This is a genomic window from Streptomyces liliifuscus (assembly GCF_016598615.1).
GTDB lineage: Bacteria > Actinomycetota > Actinomycetes > Streptomycetales > Streptomycetaceae > Streptomyces > Streptomyces liliifuscus.
This window is the reverse complement of sequence record NZ_CP066831.1, coordinates 9,053,920-9,068,364: the sequence shown is the minus strand read 5'-3', so window position 1 is coordinate 9,068,364 and position 14,445 is coordinate 9,053,920. Positions and strand designations below refer to the sequence as shown.

General features: G+C 70.5%; 15 protein-coding genes. 5 read left to right on the top strand and 10 right to left on the bottom strand.

The window, feature by feature from the left end; all coding sequences use genetic code 11:
* Nucleotides 1-12 precede the first annotated feature (12 nt).
* The gene (locus JEQ17_RS39155; RefSeq protein WP_200399658.1) at nucleotides 13-480 is read left to right on the top strand and encodes a hypothetical protein; all 468 of its coding nucleotides are present in this window, start codon (nucleotides 13-15) and stop codon (nucleotides 478-480) included.
* Between the two features lie 154 nt (nucleotides 481-634).
* Here JEQ17_RS39155 and JEQ17_RS39150 read toward each other — a convergent pair whose 3' ends face one another.
* The 7 genes from JEQ17_RS39150 to JEQ17_RS39120 form a co-directional block, all read right to left on the bottom strand.
* On the bottom strand, nucleotides 635-1,222 hold the full coding sequence (locus JEQ17_RS39150; protein WP_200399657.1) for a hypothetical protein: 588 nt from the start codon (nucleotides 1,220-1,222) through the stop codon (nucleotides 635-637).
* A gap of 257 nt (nucleotides 1,223-1,479) precedes the next feature.
* Nucleotides 1,480-2,163, bottom strand: a complete 684-nt coding sequence (locus tag JEQ17_RS39145; protein ID WP_200399656.1) for a uracil-DNA glycosylase — start codon at nucleotides 2,161-2,163, stop codon at nucleotides 1,480-1,482.
* A gap of 140 nt (nucleotides 2,164-2,303) precedes the next feature.
* Nucleotides 2,304-3,884, bottom strand: a complete 1,581-nt coding sequence (locus JEQ17_RS39140; RefSeq protein ID WP_200399655.1) for an ABC transporter substrate-binding protein — start codon at nucleotides 3,882-3,884, stop codon at nucleotides 2,304-2,306.
* Nucleotides 3,885-4,093: 209 nt separating this feature from the next.
* The gene (locus JEQ17_RS39135) at nucleotides 4,094-4,849 is read right to left on the bottom strand and encodes an SDR family oxidoreductase (RefSeq protein ID WP_200399654.1); all 756 of its coding nucleotides are present in this window, start codon (nucleotides 4,847-4,849) and stop codon (nucleotides 4,094-4,096) included.
* Nucleotides 4,850-4,866: 17 nt separating this feature from the next.
* Entirely contained in the window at nucleotides 4,867-5,628 is a 762-nt protein-coding gene (gene fabG / locus JEQ17_RS39130; RefSeq protein ID WP_055618474.1) for a 3-oxoacyl-ACP reductase FabG, read from the bottom strand.
* 157 nt (nucleotides 5,629-5,785) lie between these two features.
* A complete protein-coding gene (locus JEQ17_RS39125) occupies nucleotides 5,786-6,178 on the bottom strand; it encodes a DUF3037 domain-containing protein (RefSeq protein WP_200399653.1) in 393 nt (130 codons plus the stop codon).
* Nucleotides 6,175-6,942, bottom strand: coding sequence for a HipA family kinase (locus tag JEQ17_RS39120; protein WP_200399652.1), 768 nt, complete (start codon nucleotides 6,940-6,942; stop codon nucleotides 6,175-6,177). The genes JEQ17_RS39125 and JEQ17_RS39120 overlap by 4 nt, the downstream gene beginning before the upstream one ends.
* A 51-nt stretch (nucleotides 6,943-6,993) precedes the next feature.
* Here JEQ17_RS39120 and JEQ17_RS39115 point away from each other — a divergent pair, with 51 nt between their 5' ends.
* Nucleotides 6,994-9,099 (top strand): S9 family peptidase, encoded by a 2,106-nt coding sequence (locus JEQ17_RS39115; protein WP_200399651.1) that lies wholly within the window; start codon nucleotides 6,994-6,996, stop codon nucleotides 9,097-9,099.
* 99 nt (nucleotides 9,100-9,198) lie between these two features.
* On the top strand, nucleotides 9,199-9,648 hold the full coding sequence (locus tag JEQ17_RS39110; protein ID WP_200399650.1) for a Rieske (2Fe-2S) protein: 450 nt from the start codon (nucleotides 9,199-9,201) through the stop codon (nucleotides 9,646-9,648).
* On the opposite strand, the gene JEQ17_RS39105 is transcribed toward JEQ17_RS39110, so the two are convergent.
* Entirely contained in the window at nucleotides 9,635-10,285 is a 651-nt protein-coding gene (locus JEQ17_RS39105) for a cysteine hydrolase (protein WP_200399649.1), read from the bottom strand. The genes JEQ17_RS39110 and JEQ17_RS39105 overlap by 14 nt on opposite strands.
* A 145-nt stretch (nucleotides 10,286-10,430) precedes the next feature.
* Between JEQ17_RS39105 and JEQ17_RS39100 the strand changes: the two genes are divergently transcribed.
* Entirely contained in the window at nucleotides 10,431-10,898 is a 468-nt protein-coding gene (locus JEQ17_RS39100) for a pyridoxamine 5'-phosphate oxidase family protein (RefSeq protein ID WP_200399648.1), read from the top strand.
* Nucleotides 10,899-11,017: 119 nt separating this feature from the next.
* Here the strand turns inward: JEQ17_RS39100 and JEQ17_RS39095 are convergent, their stop codons facing one another.
* Entirely contained in the window at nucleotides 11,018-11,920 is a 903-nt protein-coding gene (locus tag JEQ17_RS39095; RefSeq protein WP_200399647.1) for a LysR family transcriptional regulator, read from the bottom strand.
* A gap of 75 nt (nucleotides 11,921-11,995) precedes the next feature.
* Here JEQ17_RS39095 and JEQ17_RS39090 point away from each other — a divergent pair, with 75 nt between their 5' ends.
* A complete protein-coding gene (locus JEQ17_RS39090) occupies nucleotides 11,996-13,000 on the top strand; it encodes a DMT family transporter (protein ID WP_200399646.1) in 1,005 nt (334 codons plus the stop codon).
* An 81-nt stretch (nucleotides 13,001-13,081) separates the two neighbouring features.
* Here JEQ17_RS39090 and JEQ17_RS39085 read toward each other — a convergent pair whose 3' ends face one another.
* Complete coding sequence (locus JEQ17_RS39085; RefSeq protein ID WP_200399645.1) at nucleotides 13,082-14,413, bottom strand: aminotransferase class I/II-fold pyridoxal phosphate-dependent enzyme; 1,332 nt, start codon at nucleotides 14,411-14,413, stop codon at nucleotides 13,082-13,084.
* Nucleotides 14,414-14,445 lie beyond the last annotated feature (32 nt).

Here is a 14,445-nt window from a genome sequence, read left to right as displayed (position 1 = left end):
AGAGTTGCGCGGGTGCATCGAACCGCGACCACCGCAACGCTCCTGGTCACCGTGGCTGTCTCGGCCGTCTCCGGCTGCATGACCGTCCAGCGACCGCTCGCTCCCGGCGCCCCGTCCGGGCCCGCTCCGGCCTCGGAGCCCCACCCGGCGGGCAGGGCCGAGCCCCAGATCGTGCAGGCGCCGGCCCGGGAGGCCCTGGAGATGATCGGCCCGTCCCGGCGCCCGTCGGCACCCGCGTCCACGCCCCGCCGTACGGCGCCCTCGGCACCCGCCGCGGCCCCGGCGGCCCCTCCCCGTCGTGCCGCCGCCGATCCGCCGCGGCGCCCGGAGCCCCAGCGGCCGGAGCGCCCCGCGGTTCCCCGTCAGCCCAGGGCGACGGCTCCGGTGACCGCGGACGTGTGTGCCTTGGGCAGGCAGTACGGCGGCTGGAACCCGGACAGCCCGCAGGCGACCATCTGCAAGGACGTGTACGGACGTTGACCGACCCGGGCGCGGATCTACGGGAGCGGCGATCCACGGGGCGGTCATCCACGAGGGCGGTCAGTCACGGGGGCGGTGATCCACGAAGGCGGCTGGCGGCGTACAGGCCCGGACCGGGGCGACGTACAAGCCCGAATCGACCGCGCGACGGCACCTAGGGCCGCTGCCGCGGCGGCCCCAGCGTCTCGCCACCGGGCCCTCTCCCCTGCCCCGGCGTCTGACCCGGTGTCGGTTCGGGCGCCCCGCCCGACGGCCCCTCCTCTTCGAGCCTCAGCTCCAGGCGGCCGATGCCCGCCCGCACACCGTCCCCGTACGCGTCGTCGCCGAGGACGCCCACGGTGTCGCGGGCCCGGCGCAGATGGCTGCGGGCGGCCTCGGAGCGGCCGAGGTTCGCGTAGTCGACGGCAAGGCTCAGATGCAGGGAGGGGTAGAAGGCCCGCACCGCGAGCGACTGCTGGTGCTCCGCGATCCGCGTGTCCGTGAGTGTGTCCGTGAGGGTGTCAGCCGCCGACAAGGCCCGCAGGTCCCAGGCCAGTTCGTCCGAGGGGTCGTCCTGGGCGTCGGCCATGTAGTGCGCGAGTGTGCAGCGGTGCAGCGCGTCGCCGTCCTCGCCGATCTCGGCCCACAGGTCCAGGAAGCGGCCCCGGGCCTCCTCGCGGTCACCGCCGTGGAGGAGCATGGCGACCTGCCCGATCCTGGTCATCATCGCGTCCGCCGCCGCCTGTTCCTGTTGCTCCGCCACCGGATCGTCCTCCACGCTCGTCCGCCGGCCGCAGCGCCCGCGCCGGTCGTTCCGTCACCTCTCCCGACGCTAACGGCAGACACTGACAATCGAGCTCAGGCAGCCCCGGGGGCCCCGCGCGCCACTGGGCCAGGACGGTGACGAACCCGGCCCGGCGTGCGGCCGGACCGGGTACTCGTAGCGGCAGGTCGTGACGGCGGCTCGTGGCGCACGCCGTGGTGACGGTTGGGCGACGGGGACGACGTGGTGACGTGATGTCAGCCGAGGTCGGGGATCCGCCAGTCGATCGGCTCGTGCCCCTGCTTCGCGACCGCCTCGTTGATCTGCGTGAACGGATGCGAGCCGAAGAACTTCTTCGCGGACAGCGGCGAGGGGTGCGCGCCCTTCACCACGATGTGCCGCTCCTCGTCGATGAGCGGGAGCTTCTTCTGCGCGTAGTTGCCCCACAGGACGAAGACGGCCGGGTCGGGCCGGTCGGCCACGGCCCTGATCACCGCGTCCGTGAACTTCTCCCAGCCCTTCCCCTTGTGCGAGTTGGCCTCGCCGGAGCGGACCGTCAGCACCGCGTTGAGCAGCAGGACGCCCTGCTCGGCCCACGGCATCAGATAGCCGTTGTCCGGGATCGGCGTGCCCAGCTCCGCCTGCATCTCCTTGTAGATGTTGCGCAGCGAGGGCGGGGTCTTCACACCCGGACGGACCGAGAAGCACAGGCCGTGGCCCTGGCCCTCGCCGTGGTACGGGTCCTGGCCGAGGACGAGCACCTTCACGCTCTCGTACGGCGTCGCGTCGAGCGCGGCGAAGACCTCGTCGCGCGGCGGGTAGACGGGACCCTTCTCGCGCTCCTCCTCGACGAACTCGGTGAGCTCCTTGAAGTAGGGCTTCTGGAGCTCTTCGCCCAGGACGCCGCGCCAGGACTCGGGCAGCATGGCGGTGTCGGTCACGTCAACTTCCTCCGGTGTGCGCTCACTTCACGGCCGCGGAACACACGGCCGTGGGTGGCCGCGCGAGGCGCGGCCACCGTCAGAGCACAGAACCTACAGGCGCCCACTGACAATCGGGCCCGAGTGCCCAACTGCCCGCGCTACCAGCTGGTCTTCCAGTACAGCTCCCACATCGCCATCATCGTCGCCGGGTCGATGGCGTTCTCGGCGCCGCCGATCTCCTCGTTCGCGGCGACGTGCTGCTTGCCCTGCCACAGGGGCAGCAGACGAGCGTCGTCGAGAAGGATCTGCTGGGCCTTCTCGAACTCCGCGGCCACCGCCCCCCGGTCGCTCTCCCGGCGCGAATCGGGGATCAGCTTGCCGGTGATCTCAGGGGTGTCGTACGGCGTGCCGAGCGCGTTCTGCTCGCCCACGAAGGGGGCGATGAAGTTGTCGGCGTCCGGGAAGTCGGGGAACCAGCCGCGCCCGAAGACCGGGTACTCGCCCTTCTGGTAACCCGAGACGTACGTCTTCCAGGGGCGGCTCTTGAGCGTGACCTTGAACAGGTCGGAGGCCTCCAGCTGGCGCTTCAGTTCCTCGAAGGCCGGCTTGGTCTGGGAGCCGTAGCGGTCGGTCGTGTACCAGAGGGTGAGCGGGACGGGCTCGGTGATGCCGTCGGCCGCCAGGATCTGCTTGGCCTTTGCGGCGCTGGGGTTCCCGAAGTCGTCGAAGAAGCCCGTGGTGTGGCCGACCAGGCCCTTGGGGATCATCGAGTACAGCGGCTCGACGGTGTCCTTGTAGATGTTGTGGGCGAGCGCGGGCCGGTCGACGATCTGCGCGATGGCCTTGCGGACCGAGACCTTCTTGGCCCACGGGTCCTTGGGGTTGAACACCAGGTAGCTGATCTCGGTGGTGGGGTTCTCGACGAGCTGGAGACCCTCGTCCCCACTGTTGTCCTGGATGTCCACGATGTCCGAGGCGCGCAGACCGCGGTAGACGACATCGATCTGCTTGTCCCTGAGGGCGTCGGCCATCGCGGCCGACTCCCGGAAGTAGCGAATGGTGACGGCGCTGTTCTTCCGGTCGGCGATGCCCTTGTAGTTGCCGTTCTTGACGAGGACCGCCTGCTTGCCCTCTTCGTAGGACTCCAGGTTGTACGGCCCCGAGCCGGTGACCTTGCCGTCCTTGCGGAGCGCGTTCGCGGGGTACTCCTCGGGGTCCACGATCGACATGGCGGGCGTGGAGAGCACGAAGGGAAACGTCGCGTCGGGCTGGTTCAGATGGAAGACGACCTCCTGGTCGCCCTTCGCCTCGACCCGGGAGAGGCTGTTCAGCAGACCGGCGGGGCCGCCGTTGACGTTGATCTTCTTGATGCGGTCGATGGAGTACTTGACGGCTTTCGCGTCCAGCGTGTGGCCGTTGGAGAACTTGAGCCCCTCGCGCAGCTTGCAGCTGTACACGGTGCTCGCGCCGTCGGTGAACCGGCAGCTCTCGGCGGCGTCGGGTTCGGGCTCGGACGCGCCGGCGGGGAAGTTCAGGAGGGCCTGGTGAACGTTGCGGAACAACTCCCACGAGTTGTCCCAGGAGGCCGCCGGATCCAGTGTGCTGGGCTCACTCGTCGTCCCGACGAGGATCGACTTCCCCTCGTCCGAAGAGTCCGAGGAGAATACGCCGCATCCGGCGACCAGGGATATGGACGTGATCGCCCCCATCTGACGCAGGTATCTGTCCCGCTTGAACACGCGCACGCTCCTCGATCGGCCATACCACAAGGGTGGGCGCACGATACCGCAGCGCCAGGCCGCATGGGCCTTCACACTGGCAGGGCCCTTGATCAGCAGATATCGCGGAACGTATCGGAACGATCTCTTTCCTGGTAGCACCCTGGACAGGTGGACGCCCGGGCGATTTTCGGCCAAGCCGCCCGGGCGTCCACGATCGAGATCCGTTGTCAGACTCCGGCGTTGAGGAACTTCCCGCCGTCGACCACCAGCGTCTGCCCGGTGATCCAGTCCGACTGTTCCGAGGTCAGGAACGCTGCGGTGCCGCCGATGTCCGACGGAACGCCGAGCCTGCCGAGGGGGTAGCCCGCGGCCGCCTCCTCCTCGCGGCCCTCGTAGAGGGCCTTGGCGAACTGCGTCTTGACGACCGCGGGCGCGATGGAGTTGACCCGCACCCTGGGTGCGAACTCGTGCGCCAGCTGAAGGGTCAGGTTGATCATCGCGGCCTTGCTGATGCCGTACGCCCCGATGAACGGCGAGGCCTGGACGCCCGCGAGCGAGGAGATGTTGACGATCGCGCCGCCGTTCTCGCTCTGCCACGCCTTCCACGTCCGCTGGGCGAAGCCGAGCGCGGAGACGACGTTGGTCTCGAACACCTTGCGTGCCACGTTGAGGTCGAGGTCGGCGATCGGCCCGAACACCGGGTTCGTACCGGCGTTGTTGATGAGGAAGTCGACTCGGCCGAACGCCTCCATGGTGCGTTCTACGGCGATGGCCTGGTGGGCCTCGTCGTGGGCCTTGCCCGCGACGCCGATGACACGGTCCGCGCCGAGCTGCTCGACGGCCTCCTTGAGCGCGTCCTCGTTGCGGCCGGTGATGCACACCCGGTCGCCGCGGGCGAGCAGCGCCTCGGCGACGCCGTAGCCGATACCGCGGCTCGCGCCGGTGATGAGGGCTACCTTGCCCGAGAGTTCCACAGTGGTCATATTCCTGTCCCCCGGCCCTAGTTGAGCGGTCCGCCGGCCACGTACAGCACCTGGCCGGAGACGAAGCCGGCCGCGTCGCCCGTGAAGAAGGCGATCGCGTTGGCGATGTCGTCCGGGTTGCCGACGCGCTGGACCGGGATCTGGGTGGCGGCCGCGGCCTGGAACTCCTCGAAGCCCATGCCGACCCGCTCGGCGGTGGCGGCGGTCATGTCGGTGACGATGAAGCCGGGCGCGACGGCGTTCGCGGTGACACCGAACTTGCCGAGCTCGAAGGCGAGGGTCTTGGTGAAGCCCTGCAGACCGGCCTTGGCGGCGGAGTAGTTGACCTGGCCGCGGTTGCCGAGCGCAGAGGAGGAGGAGAGGTTGACGACACGGCCGAACTTGGCGTCCACCATGTACTTCTGGACGGCCCGCGTCATCAGGAAGGAGCCGCGCAGGTGCACGTTCAGGACCGTGTCCCAGTCCGACACGCTCATCTTGAACAGCAGGTTGTCGCGGAGCACGCCCGCGTTGTTCACCAGGATCGTCGGCGCCCCGAGCTCCTCGGCGACGCGTGCCACGGCGGCCTCGACCTGCGCCTCGTCGGAGACGTCGGCGCCCACCGCGATCGCCCTGCCGCCGGCGGCGGTGATCTTCTCCACGGTGTCCTTGCACGCGGCCTCGTCGAGGTCGATCACCGCGACGGCACGGCCCTCGGCGGCCAGTCGTACGGCGGTCGCGGCGCCGATGCCGCGCGCTGCACCGGTGACTACGGCGACGCGCTGCTCTGAGGTGGACATTGCTGGTTCTCCTCGCCCTTGGGAAGCCCTTGAAAGACCAAACCTGCGGCTCTCACGGTACGCCCCTTTGGTGAGCGACCGCTTAGTACCTTCAGCAGACGTGACGCTAGAAGCCTTGGCACCCAGTGTCAACGGCCTGCTCGGCCGGTGTGATCCATTACCTGACCAGCAGGTCGAGCAGCCGCACCGCCTCGGCGGCGGGATCCGCCGTGAGACCGGTGTGCACGGGCCCCGGCTGGACGACCGTGGAGCGGGGCGCGATCAGCCAGCGGAAGCGCCGCCCGGCGTCGTCGCGCGCGGCCTGACCCGCCGCCGCTCCCCCGGCGCAGACGCCCTCGACGGCCCGCAAGGCCGCGCGGACCCCGGGCGCGTCCGCCTCCGGATCGAGGGCCCGCAGCTTGTTCTCGTCGAGATGGGTGTGGGCGGCCACGAAGGACTTCGCGCGGCAGTACACGAGCACGCCCGCGTTGAAGTACTCCCCCCGCTCGACCCGTGGCACCACGCGCAGCAGTGCGTACTCGTAGACGTCACGGCCGTCGCGCTCGCTCACTTCGTGCCCTCCTGGCTCGTCCGGACGCGCTCGTGGATGGTGGCGGCGCGGGCGAGGAGCGGCTCCGCGTACGCGCGTCTGAGCGCGTCCGTCGACTCGAACCCCGGCTCGTCCCGCAGCCACTCCTCCGGGATCGCCGCGGTCACCTCGGCGAGCAGTTCCTCGGTGACCCGGGGCGCCAACTCCGCGGCGGCGGAGGCGATGTCGGGGCCGAACGGCGCGAGCGCGTGGTCGGAGGCGTCGTACGGCTTGGCCGCGGAGGCCGCCGCGCCGGGCCAGTTGTGGTGCCAGATCATGGTGGCGCCGTGGTCGATGAGCCACAGATCGCCGTGCCGGACCAGCATGTTAGGGTTCCGCCACGATCGGTCGACATTGTTGACCAGCGCGTCGAACCAGACGATTTTCCCGGCTTCTTCCGGGCTCACCTGGTGCGCGAGGGCGTCGAAGCCGATCGCCCGGGAGAGAAAATCCATCCCCAGATTCAGCCCGCCGCTCGACTTGAGCAACTCCTGCACTTCCTGGTCCGGTTCACCGAGCCCTATGACCGGATCGAGTCCGATCGTGACCAGGCCGGGTACGCGCAGGCCCAGGCGACGGGCGAGTTCACCACAGACGACCTCCGCGACGAGGGTCTTCCGCCCCTGTCCGGCACCGGTGAACTTCATGACGTACGTCCCGAGATCGTCGGCCTCGACGAGCCCCGGCAGCGAGCCTCCCTCACGCAACGGCGTGACAAAGCGGGTCGCGCTGACTTCCTTGAGCATCGCCCCAGGTTACTGGGGCGTTCCCCGTCCACTCGCACGAAGGGATCACCTGTGACTGCCGAAGACCTGCCCCTGCAGTACGCCCGCACGAAACGCTTCTCCCTCGGGGTGCCGCGCGGCTTCACCGTCTCGCCGGACGGCGACCGCGTCGTCTTCCTGCGCACCAAGAACGGCCGCTCCACGACGGGCCTGCTCTGGCTGCACGAGAACGGCGAGGAGCGGCTGCTCGCCGACCCGCTCGCGCTCGGCGACGGCGGGGAGGTCCCGGAAGCCGAGCGGATCCGCCGCGAGCGGGCGCGCGAGACGGGCGCGGGCATCGTCTCGTACGCCACCGACGCGGCCGTCCGTCTGGTCGTGTTCGCCCTCTCGGGCGCCCTGTGGGCCGTACGCACGGACGAGGGCGTCCTGCGCCGGATCCCCACGGCGGGCCCGGTCGTCGCCCCGCGCCCGAGCCCCGACGGCTCCCGCATCGCGTACGTGAGTGACGGCGCCCTCCGCGTCGTACGCATCGACGGCACCGCCGACCGCGCGCTGGCCAGGCCGGAGGGCCCGGAGGTGACGTACGGGCTCTCCGACCACGTCTCGTCCGAGTCGCTGGACCGTACGCGGTCGTTCTGGTGGTCGCCGGACGGGGACGCGCTGTTGGTGGTACGGGTCGACAACTCGCCGGTCCAGCAGTGGTACATCAGCGATCCGGCCGAGCCCTCGCGTCCGTCGCGCGCGATCCGCTACCCGGCCGCGGGCACCGCCAACGCCGAGCTGTCGCTGCACGTGGTGGGCCTCGACGGCGAGCGCGTCGAGGCACGGCTCCCCAAGGAGGCCGCCGAGCCGCATCCGGCGGGTGAGTGGACCGACCCGTCCTTCGAGTACGTCGTGCACGCGGCCTGGGACGGCGCCGGACCCACCGCCGTCGTGCAGACCAGGGACCAGCGCTCGGCATACCTGCTCGGGATCGGTTCCTCCACGGGCCTGACCACGACGCTCCACCATCTCCGGGACGCCGCCTGGCTGGAGTTCATACCCGGAACGCCTGCCACCACCGCCACCGCCGGTCTCGTCCTCACCACGCAGGAGGGTTCGCGCGGACTGCTGATGACCGGGACCGGGGTGCGCACCCCTGAGGGCATGTACGTCCACGAACTGCTCGCCGTGGAGGGCGACCGGCTCTACTTCACGGCGTCCGAGGAGCCGACGGAGGTGCACGTCTGGTCGTACGGCCCAGAGAAGGGCTTCGAGCGGCTGACCGACGAACCGGGTGTGCACAGGGCCACCGTCGGGGGCGACACCGTCGTCCTGGACAGCACGACCCTCGACGGGCAGACGGTGAAGGTGCTGCGGGACGGCGGACCGGCCGGGCGGATCCGGGTGCTGGCCGAGCGGCCCATGACCGAACCGCGCCCCCGCTTCCTGACCCTCGGCGAGCGCGAGCTGCGGGCGGCGCTGTACCTGCCGACGTCGTACGAACCGGGGGCGGGCCGACTGCCCGTGATCGTGCACTCGTACTCGGGGCCCGGCGCACAGAAGGTCGTGAGGGCCGCCGCCTGGCACCACGCCGTGAACCAGTGGTTCGCCGACCAGGGCTTCGCGGTGCTGTGCGTCGACGGACGGGGCACCCCGGGGCGCGACCGGGCCTGGGAGACCGCCATCCACGGGGACCAGCTCATGCCCGTGATCGAGGACCAGGCGGACGCCGTACGCGCGGCCGCGGAGCTCTTCCCCGAACTGGACACGGGACGCGTGGCCATCCGGGGCTGGTCCTTCGGCGGCTATCTGGCGGCGGGGGCCGTGCTGCACCGGCCGGACATGTTCCACGCGGCGGTCGCGGGCGCGGCCCCGACCGATCTGCGGCTGTACGACACGCACTGGAAGGAGCGGTTCATGGGCCACCCGGACGTCCAGCCGGAGAACTACGAACGCTGCTCCCTGGTGGCACACGCACACAAGCTCACGCGCCCCTTGATGCTCGTCCATGGGATGGCCGACGACAATGTGGCGCCCGCACACATGCTGCGGTTCTCGGCGGCGCTGCTCGCCGCCGGCCGGCCGCACACAGTGCTTCCGCTGCCGGGAGCCACCCACCTGGTGACACAGGAGGGCGTGATAGACACCCTGCTCAGGCTGGATCTCGATTTCATCAAGAAGTCGCTCAATTCCTGAACCGCCTGAACTGCGCGGGTGACGTACCCGTACCCCCTGTTGGATCAACACACAACTTTACAAACGCGCATCTGCACATCTGTGGAAGGGACCGCCACTATGTCCAGCGAATCGCTCAAGCCTGCGCCGGCGCTCTGTCGTCGCACCCTCCTGGCGGCGCTAGGCGGGGCGGGCATCGCCGCCACGCTGACCGCCTGCGGAGGCTCCGACGACAGTTCGTCCGGCTCCTCCGACGCCTCCAAGTCGTCGGGCTCCGGCGGAGGTGCGGCGCTGGCCAAGACCACCGACATCCCGGAGGGCGGCGGCAAGGTGTTCGCCGACGAGGGTGTGGTCGTCACACAGCCGACGGCCGGTGAGTTCAAGGCCTACTCGACGGTGTGCCCGCACCAGAAACAGCGGGTGAACAGCGTCGCCGACGGCACCATCACCTGCCCCGCCCACGGCAGCCAGTTCAACGCCGCGGACGGCAGCGTCAAGAAGGGGCCCGCGACCAGTGGCCTCACCGCCGCCAAGATCACCGTGAGCGGGGACTCGATCACGCTCGGCTGACCCTGCGAGGTCGCTTGAGACAGGCCAGTACCTCGTCCGTGGTGGCGACGGTGGCCACCAGGGCGAGCGTGTTGCGGATCATCGCGGGGGTGTAGTCGGCAGGCACCCCCGCGATGGCGTCGCTGGGGACGACGACGGTGTAGCCGCGGTTCACCGCGTCGAACACGGCGTTGGGCACGGCCACGTTGGCGGACACGCCGGTCACGATCAGCGCCCGGCAGCCGAGGTTGCGCAGCAGCGCGTCGACGTCGGTACCGGCGAGCGGCGACAGACCGTGCAGCCGGCGTACGACGAGGTCCTCCTCGGCGACCTCGATGGGCGGCGCGACACGTACCGCGGTGGTTCCCGACAACTGCCGTACCGGCAGGCGCTCGGCCGCGCGGAACAGCCGGGCGTTGTGGTTGGCCCCCCGTCCGTCGGGGCGGCGCTCCGCGATCGCGTGCATGACCTGTACCCCGCTCTCGTGGGCCGCCGCGACCAGCCGGGCGACCTGGGCCAGCGCGCCCGAGGCACGGAACTCCTTGGCCAGTTCGGGCAGCGCGCTGTCCGGTCCGACGACACCCTGCTGGCACTCGACGGTCAGCAGGACCGTGGTCGCGGGGTCGAGGAGTTCGCTGAGCTGCTCGTACGACGGCATGGGCTCCCCCTGTCACGGGTGGTCCCCGGGCCCGGTGCGGTCCGGTCGACCTGGTCTGCGGTGGCGGGCGAGCGTAGCCACCATTGCGTACGGACGGAAGACGGCCCATGCTTTTCTGACGTCACGTCAGAAATGAGGGAACCGTATGGCCGTCACTCAGCGCCGGGGCCGAAGGATCATGATGACACCCGGCGAGCTGGACGAGTTCCTGACCACCCAGCGCACCTGCCGGGTGGCGACCGTGTCGGCCGACGGCGCGCCGCACGTCAGCACGCTCTGGTTCGCCTGGGACGGCAAGTCCCTCTGGCTGTACTCGATCACACGCAGCAAGCGATGGGCCGACCTGCGCCGCGACCCCCGCGTCGCCGTGGTCGTCGACACGGGCGAGGAGTACGACGAACTGCGGGGCGTCGAACTCTCAGGCACCGTCGAGTTCATCGGCGAGGCCCCCCGCACGGGCGAGCCCCACCCCGAACTCGACTCCGTGGAGCCCCTGTTCGCCCGCAAGAACTTCAACCTCCCCGAAATGCCCCACGACGGCAGACACGCCTGGCTCCGCCTGACCCCAACAGCAACAACCTCATGGGACTTCCGAAAACTGGCCGCAGGCTGAGGCAGGGGCTTGGCCCCGTAAGGGGCGCGGGCGCCGTTTGGCGAGGGCGGGGCCGCGCCCTTAAGGGGCGCGGGGAACTGCGCGACCAGCCACAACCAACCCGCACCCAACGAACCGGCCTAAGAAACCCGCACCCCCGCGGAGCGCAACGCATCCACGGCGGCCCGGATCGCCGGCCGCCGATCCGCATCCGCCCTCCACACCGCATACACGTGCCGCGTGACACGCGGCCGAACCGGCACGGTCCGCACACCCACCGGAACAGGATCCCGCCCGAGGCGGGGCGCCACGCACACCCCGAGCCCCGCCGCGACCATCGCGAGCTGCGTGTGATGCTCCTCCGCCCGATGCGCGATGACCGGCTCGATCCCCTTGCCGCGCAACGTGAAGAGCAGCCACTCGTGGCAGAACTCCCCCTCGTCCCAGGCGATCCACTCGTCGTCGACGAAGTCCTCAAGGTCCACCTCGGAGCGATCGGCGAGGCGATGCCCCACGGGCAGCGCCAGATCGGTGGGGTCGTCGAGGAGCGAGGCCTTGACCAGACCGTCCGGCAGCGGCAACGGCTTGTTGTACCAGTCGAGAACGACCGCCAGATCGAGATCGCCGCGTGTCACCCAGGCGACCCCGATCTCCGGCTCCAGCTCACGCGAGCGAACCCGGAGCCCGGGATGCTCGGCACGCAGCGCGGCAAGAGCCGTGGGGAACAGCCCGCGCGCCGCCGTGGGGAACGCGGCGAGTCTCAACTCCCCCACCACCTGCCCGCGCTGCGCCTCCAGATCGGACTGCGCGAGCTCGACCTGGGACAGGATGCGCGCGGCATGGTCGGCGAGCAGCCGCCCCGCGTCGGTGAGCCGCACCCCCCGCCCGTTCTTGGCGAGCAGTTGCTGCCCCACCTCCCGCTCCAGCTTGGACATCTGCTGGGACACCGCCGAGGTCGTCACATGCAGCCCCTCGGCCGCGCCACTGACCGAGCCGTGCCGGGCCAGGGCGTCGAGGGTACGCAGGCGCTCCAGGTTCAACATGTAAGCAATACTACGAGGTACCACGAGAAAAATCTCGCTTGTGCTACGAGATCGTGATCCGTCATCGTGGTCGGCATGAGCGCCGCGACCGAGCCCCAGACATCTCCCGCCCCCTTGTCCACCGCACCTCCGGGCTCGCTCCGCACCACCCCTTCCCGCCCCCGCCGAGCCCTCGACTGGCGCCTCCGCTTCGCCGTTCTGTCGCTGGTCTGGGGTTTCAGCTTCCTCCTCATCAAGGTCGGCACGAATGGCTACGCACCCTTCCAAGTGACTTTCGGCCGCCTGCTGTTCGGCACGTTGGTGCTCTCGGTCGCAATCGCCTGGAAGCGGGACCGGCTGCCACGCGGAGCGCGCACCTGGGGGCACTTGGCGGTCTCGGCGCTGCTCCTCAACGCGCTGCCGTTCTCGCTGTTCGCGTACTCCGAGCTGACGATTCCGTCCACGCTGGCGGGCATCTGCAACGCGACCTCACCTCTGTGGGGCATGGCCCTGTCGATGGTCGCGCTCTCCGAGGACCGGCCCACCCGTCGCCGGGTCGCGGGCCTAGGCATCGGTTTCCTCGGCGTACTGACGGTGCTCGGCGCCTGGCAGGGCTTCCACGGTCTGGACGCAGCGGGCACCACGATGGCCCTGCTGGCATCGCTGAGTTACCCGATCGGCTGGATCTACATCCGCCGCACGCTGGCCGGCTCCAGCCACTCCAACCTCTCGCTGACCGGTGCACAACTGCTGCTCGCGACGGCCCAACTGGCAGTCGTCACCCCGCTGTTCACGACACTGCCGACCCACTTCCCGCTCATACCGCTGCTCGCGATCATCGCGCTGGGCACGCTCGGTACGGGCCTCGCCCTTCTCATCCAGTACGGCCTGGTCGCCGAGGTCGGCCCGACGACGGCCCAGATGGTCACGTACTTCATCCCGGTCATCGCCACCGCCGCGGGCGTCGCGATCCTCGGCGAGTCGCTGGCCTGGTCGACACCGGTGGGCGCGGTCATCGTGCTGGCGGGCGCGGCACTCACCCAGTCCCGGCCCACCAAGGCCAGGCCGACTCGGTCCCGGTCCATCCAGACCAAGCCCTGAGCCCACCGCGCGACCCCTTCACCCCGCCACCAGGCCACCCGTCACCAGGCCACCTGGTCACCACGTCACCGCGTCCCGGACTCAGACGTAGCGCCGCTCGGGTGCCGGCCCGACCGCCGCGGCGACCGCGTCCGCCACCACCTCGAACTCGTCCGGCGCGAGGGTCGAGACGGTGATGCGCAGCCCCGGTGGCGCGTTCATCCGGAAGCGGGCCCCCGGTGCGACGGCCCAACCCGCGTGCAGCAGCCGCGCGACGGCCCCGGTCTCGTCCGGCACGGGCACCCACACGTTCATCCCACTGCGCCCGTACGCCTCGACGCCCCGCTCCGCGAGCGCCCCGATCAACGCGTCCCGCCGTCGCCCGTAGGCCGCGGCCACGGTCCGCGCGTCCACCGCGCCTTCGGCCAGCAGCCCGGCAACGGCTCGTTGCAACAGCCGGCTCACCCATCCCGGCCCCAGCCGCTGCCGCCCCTGGACACGGTCCAGGGTGACGGGGTCCCCGGTGAGCACGGCAAGCCGCAGATCGGGCCCGTACGCCTTGGCGACCGAGCGCAGGAACGCCCAGTGCCGGGTCACGCCCGCCAGCGGATGCAGGGGCAGGTCGACGATGCGATGCCCGTGGTCGTCCTCGACGAGCAGGGTCTCCGGGTGGTCGGCCAGCACGGAACGCAGGGCACGCGCGCGCGTGGCGCTCACCGCGGCGCCGGTCGGGTTCTGCGCGCGGTCGGTGACGATCAGCGCCCGCGCCCCGCCCTCCAGCGCGGCTCGTACGTCGTCGGGCAGCGGCCCCTCGTCGTCAACGCCGATCGGAACCGCCCGCAGCCCGAGCGCCGGGATCAGATCGAGCACGCTGCGCCAGCCGGGATCCTCGTGGGCGACGGTGTCACCGGGCCTGAGGTGCACGGCCAGCACCCGCTCGATGGCGTCGAGCGAGCCCGAGGTGACCACGACCGGCCCGTCCGGCACGCCGTCCGCGTCCAGGTCCGCACGCGCGAGGCGCGCCAACTCCGGCTCCACGGCGGCCTCTCCGTAGAGCACCGGTTCCCGGTCCGCGTGGGCCGCGGCAGCCGCGAACACCCCGGCGAGCGTGGGCAGCAGGGCCGGGTCCGGATTGCCGTCGGACAGGTTCCGCACCCCCGGCGGCACATCCAGGCGGGAGATCTCCCGTGCGGTCGTCACCGGCTTGGACCGTACGCGACTGCCGCGCCGGCCCGCCGTCTCGATCACCCCGCGCTCACGCAGGGTGCGATAGGCGGCCGCGACGGTATTGGGATTCACCCCGAGCCGTCCCGCCAACTCCCGCATCGGCGGCAGAAGTTGACCGGGCTCCAGCTGCCCCGAACCCACCGCGCGCTCGACGCTGGCCGCAATCTCAGCAGCGCGTCCACCCTCGATCCGATACTCTTCTAGCACAAAGCAGAGTATGCACTAGTGCAATAAGCCAC

What these genes read in the sequence shown, in the direction of transcription:
- JEQ17_RS39135 (WP_200399654.1), bottom strand. Translation starts at nt 4,849, where the DNA reads ATGACCACTGTGGAACTCTCGGGCAAGGTAGCCCTCATCACCGGCGCG.
- fabG (WP_055618474.1), bottom strand. Translation starts at nt 5,628, where the DNA reads ATGTCCACCTCAGAGCAGCGCGTCGCCGTAGTCACCGGTGCAGCGCGC.
- JEQ17_RS39120 (WP_200399652.1), bottom strand. Translation starts at nt 6,942, where the DNA reads ATGCTCAAGGAAGTCAGCGCGACCCGCTTTGTCACGCCGTTGCGTGAG.
- JEQ17_RS39110 (WP_200399650.1), top strand. Translation starts at nt 9,199, where the DNA reads ATGTCCAGCGAATCGCTCAAGCCTGCGCCGGCGCTCTGTCGTCGCACC.
- JEQ17_RS39105 (WP_200399649.1), bottom strand. Translation starts at nt 10,285, where the DNA reads ATGCCGTCGTACGAGCAGCTCAGCGAACTCCTCGACCCCGCGACCACG.
- JEQ17_RS39100 (WP_200399648.1), top strand. Translation starts at nt 10,431, where the DNA reads ATGGCCGTCACTCAGCGCCGGGGCCGAAGGATCATGATGACACCCGGC.
- JEQ17_RS39095 (WP_200399647.1), bottom strand. Translation starts at nt 11,920, where the DNA reads ATGTTGAACCTGGAGCGCCTGCGTACCCTCGACGCCCTGGCCCGGCAC.
- JEQ17_RS39090 (WP_200399646.1), top strand. Translation starts at nt 11,996, where the DNA reads ATGAGCGCCGCGACCGAGCCCCAGACATCTCCCGCCCCCTTGTCCACC.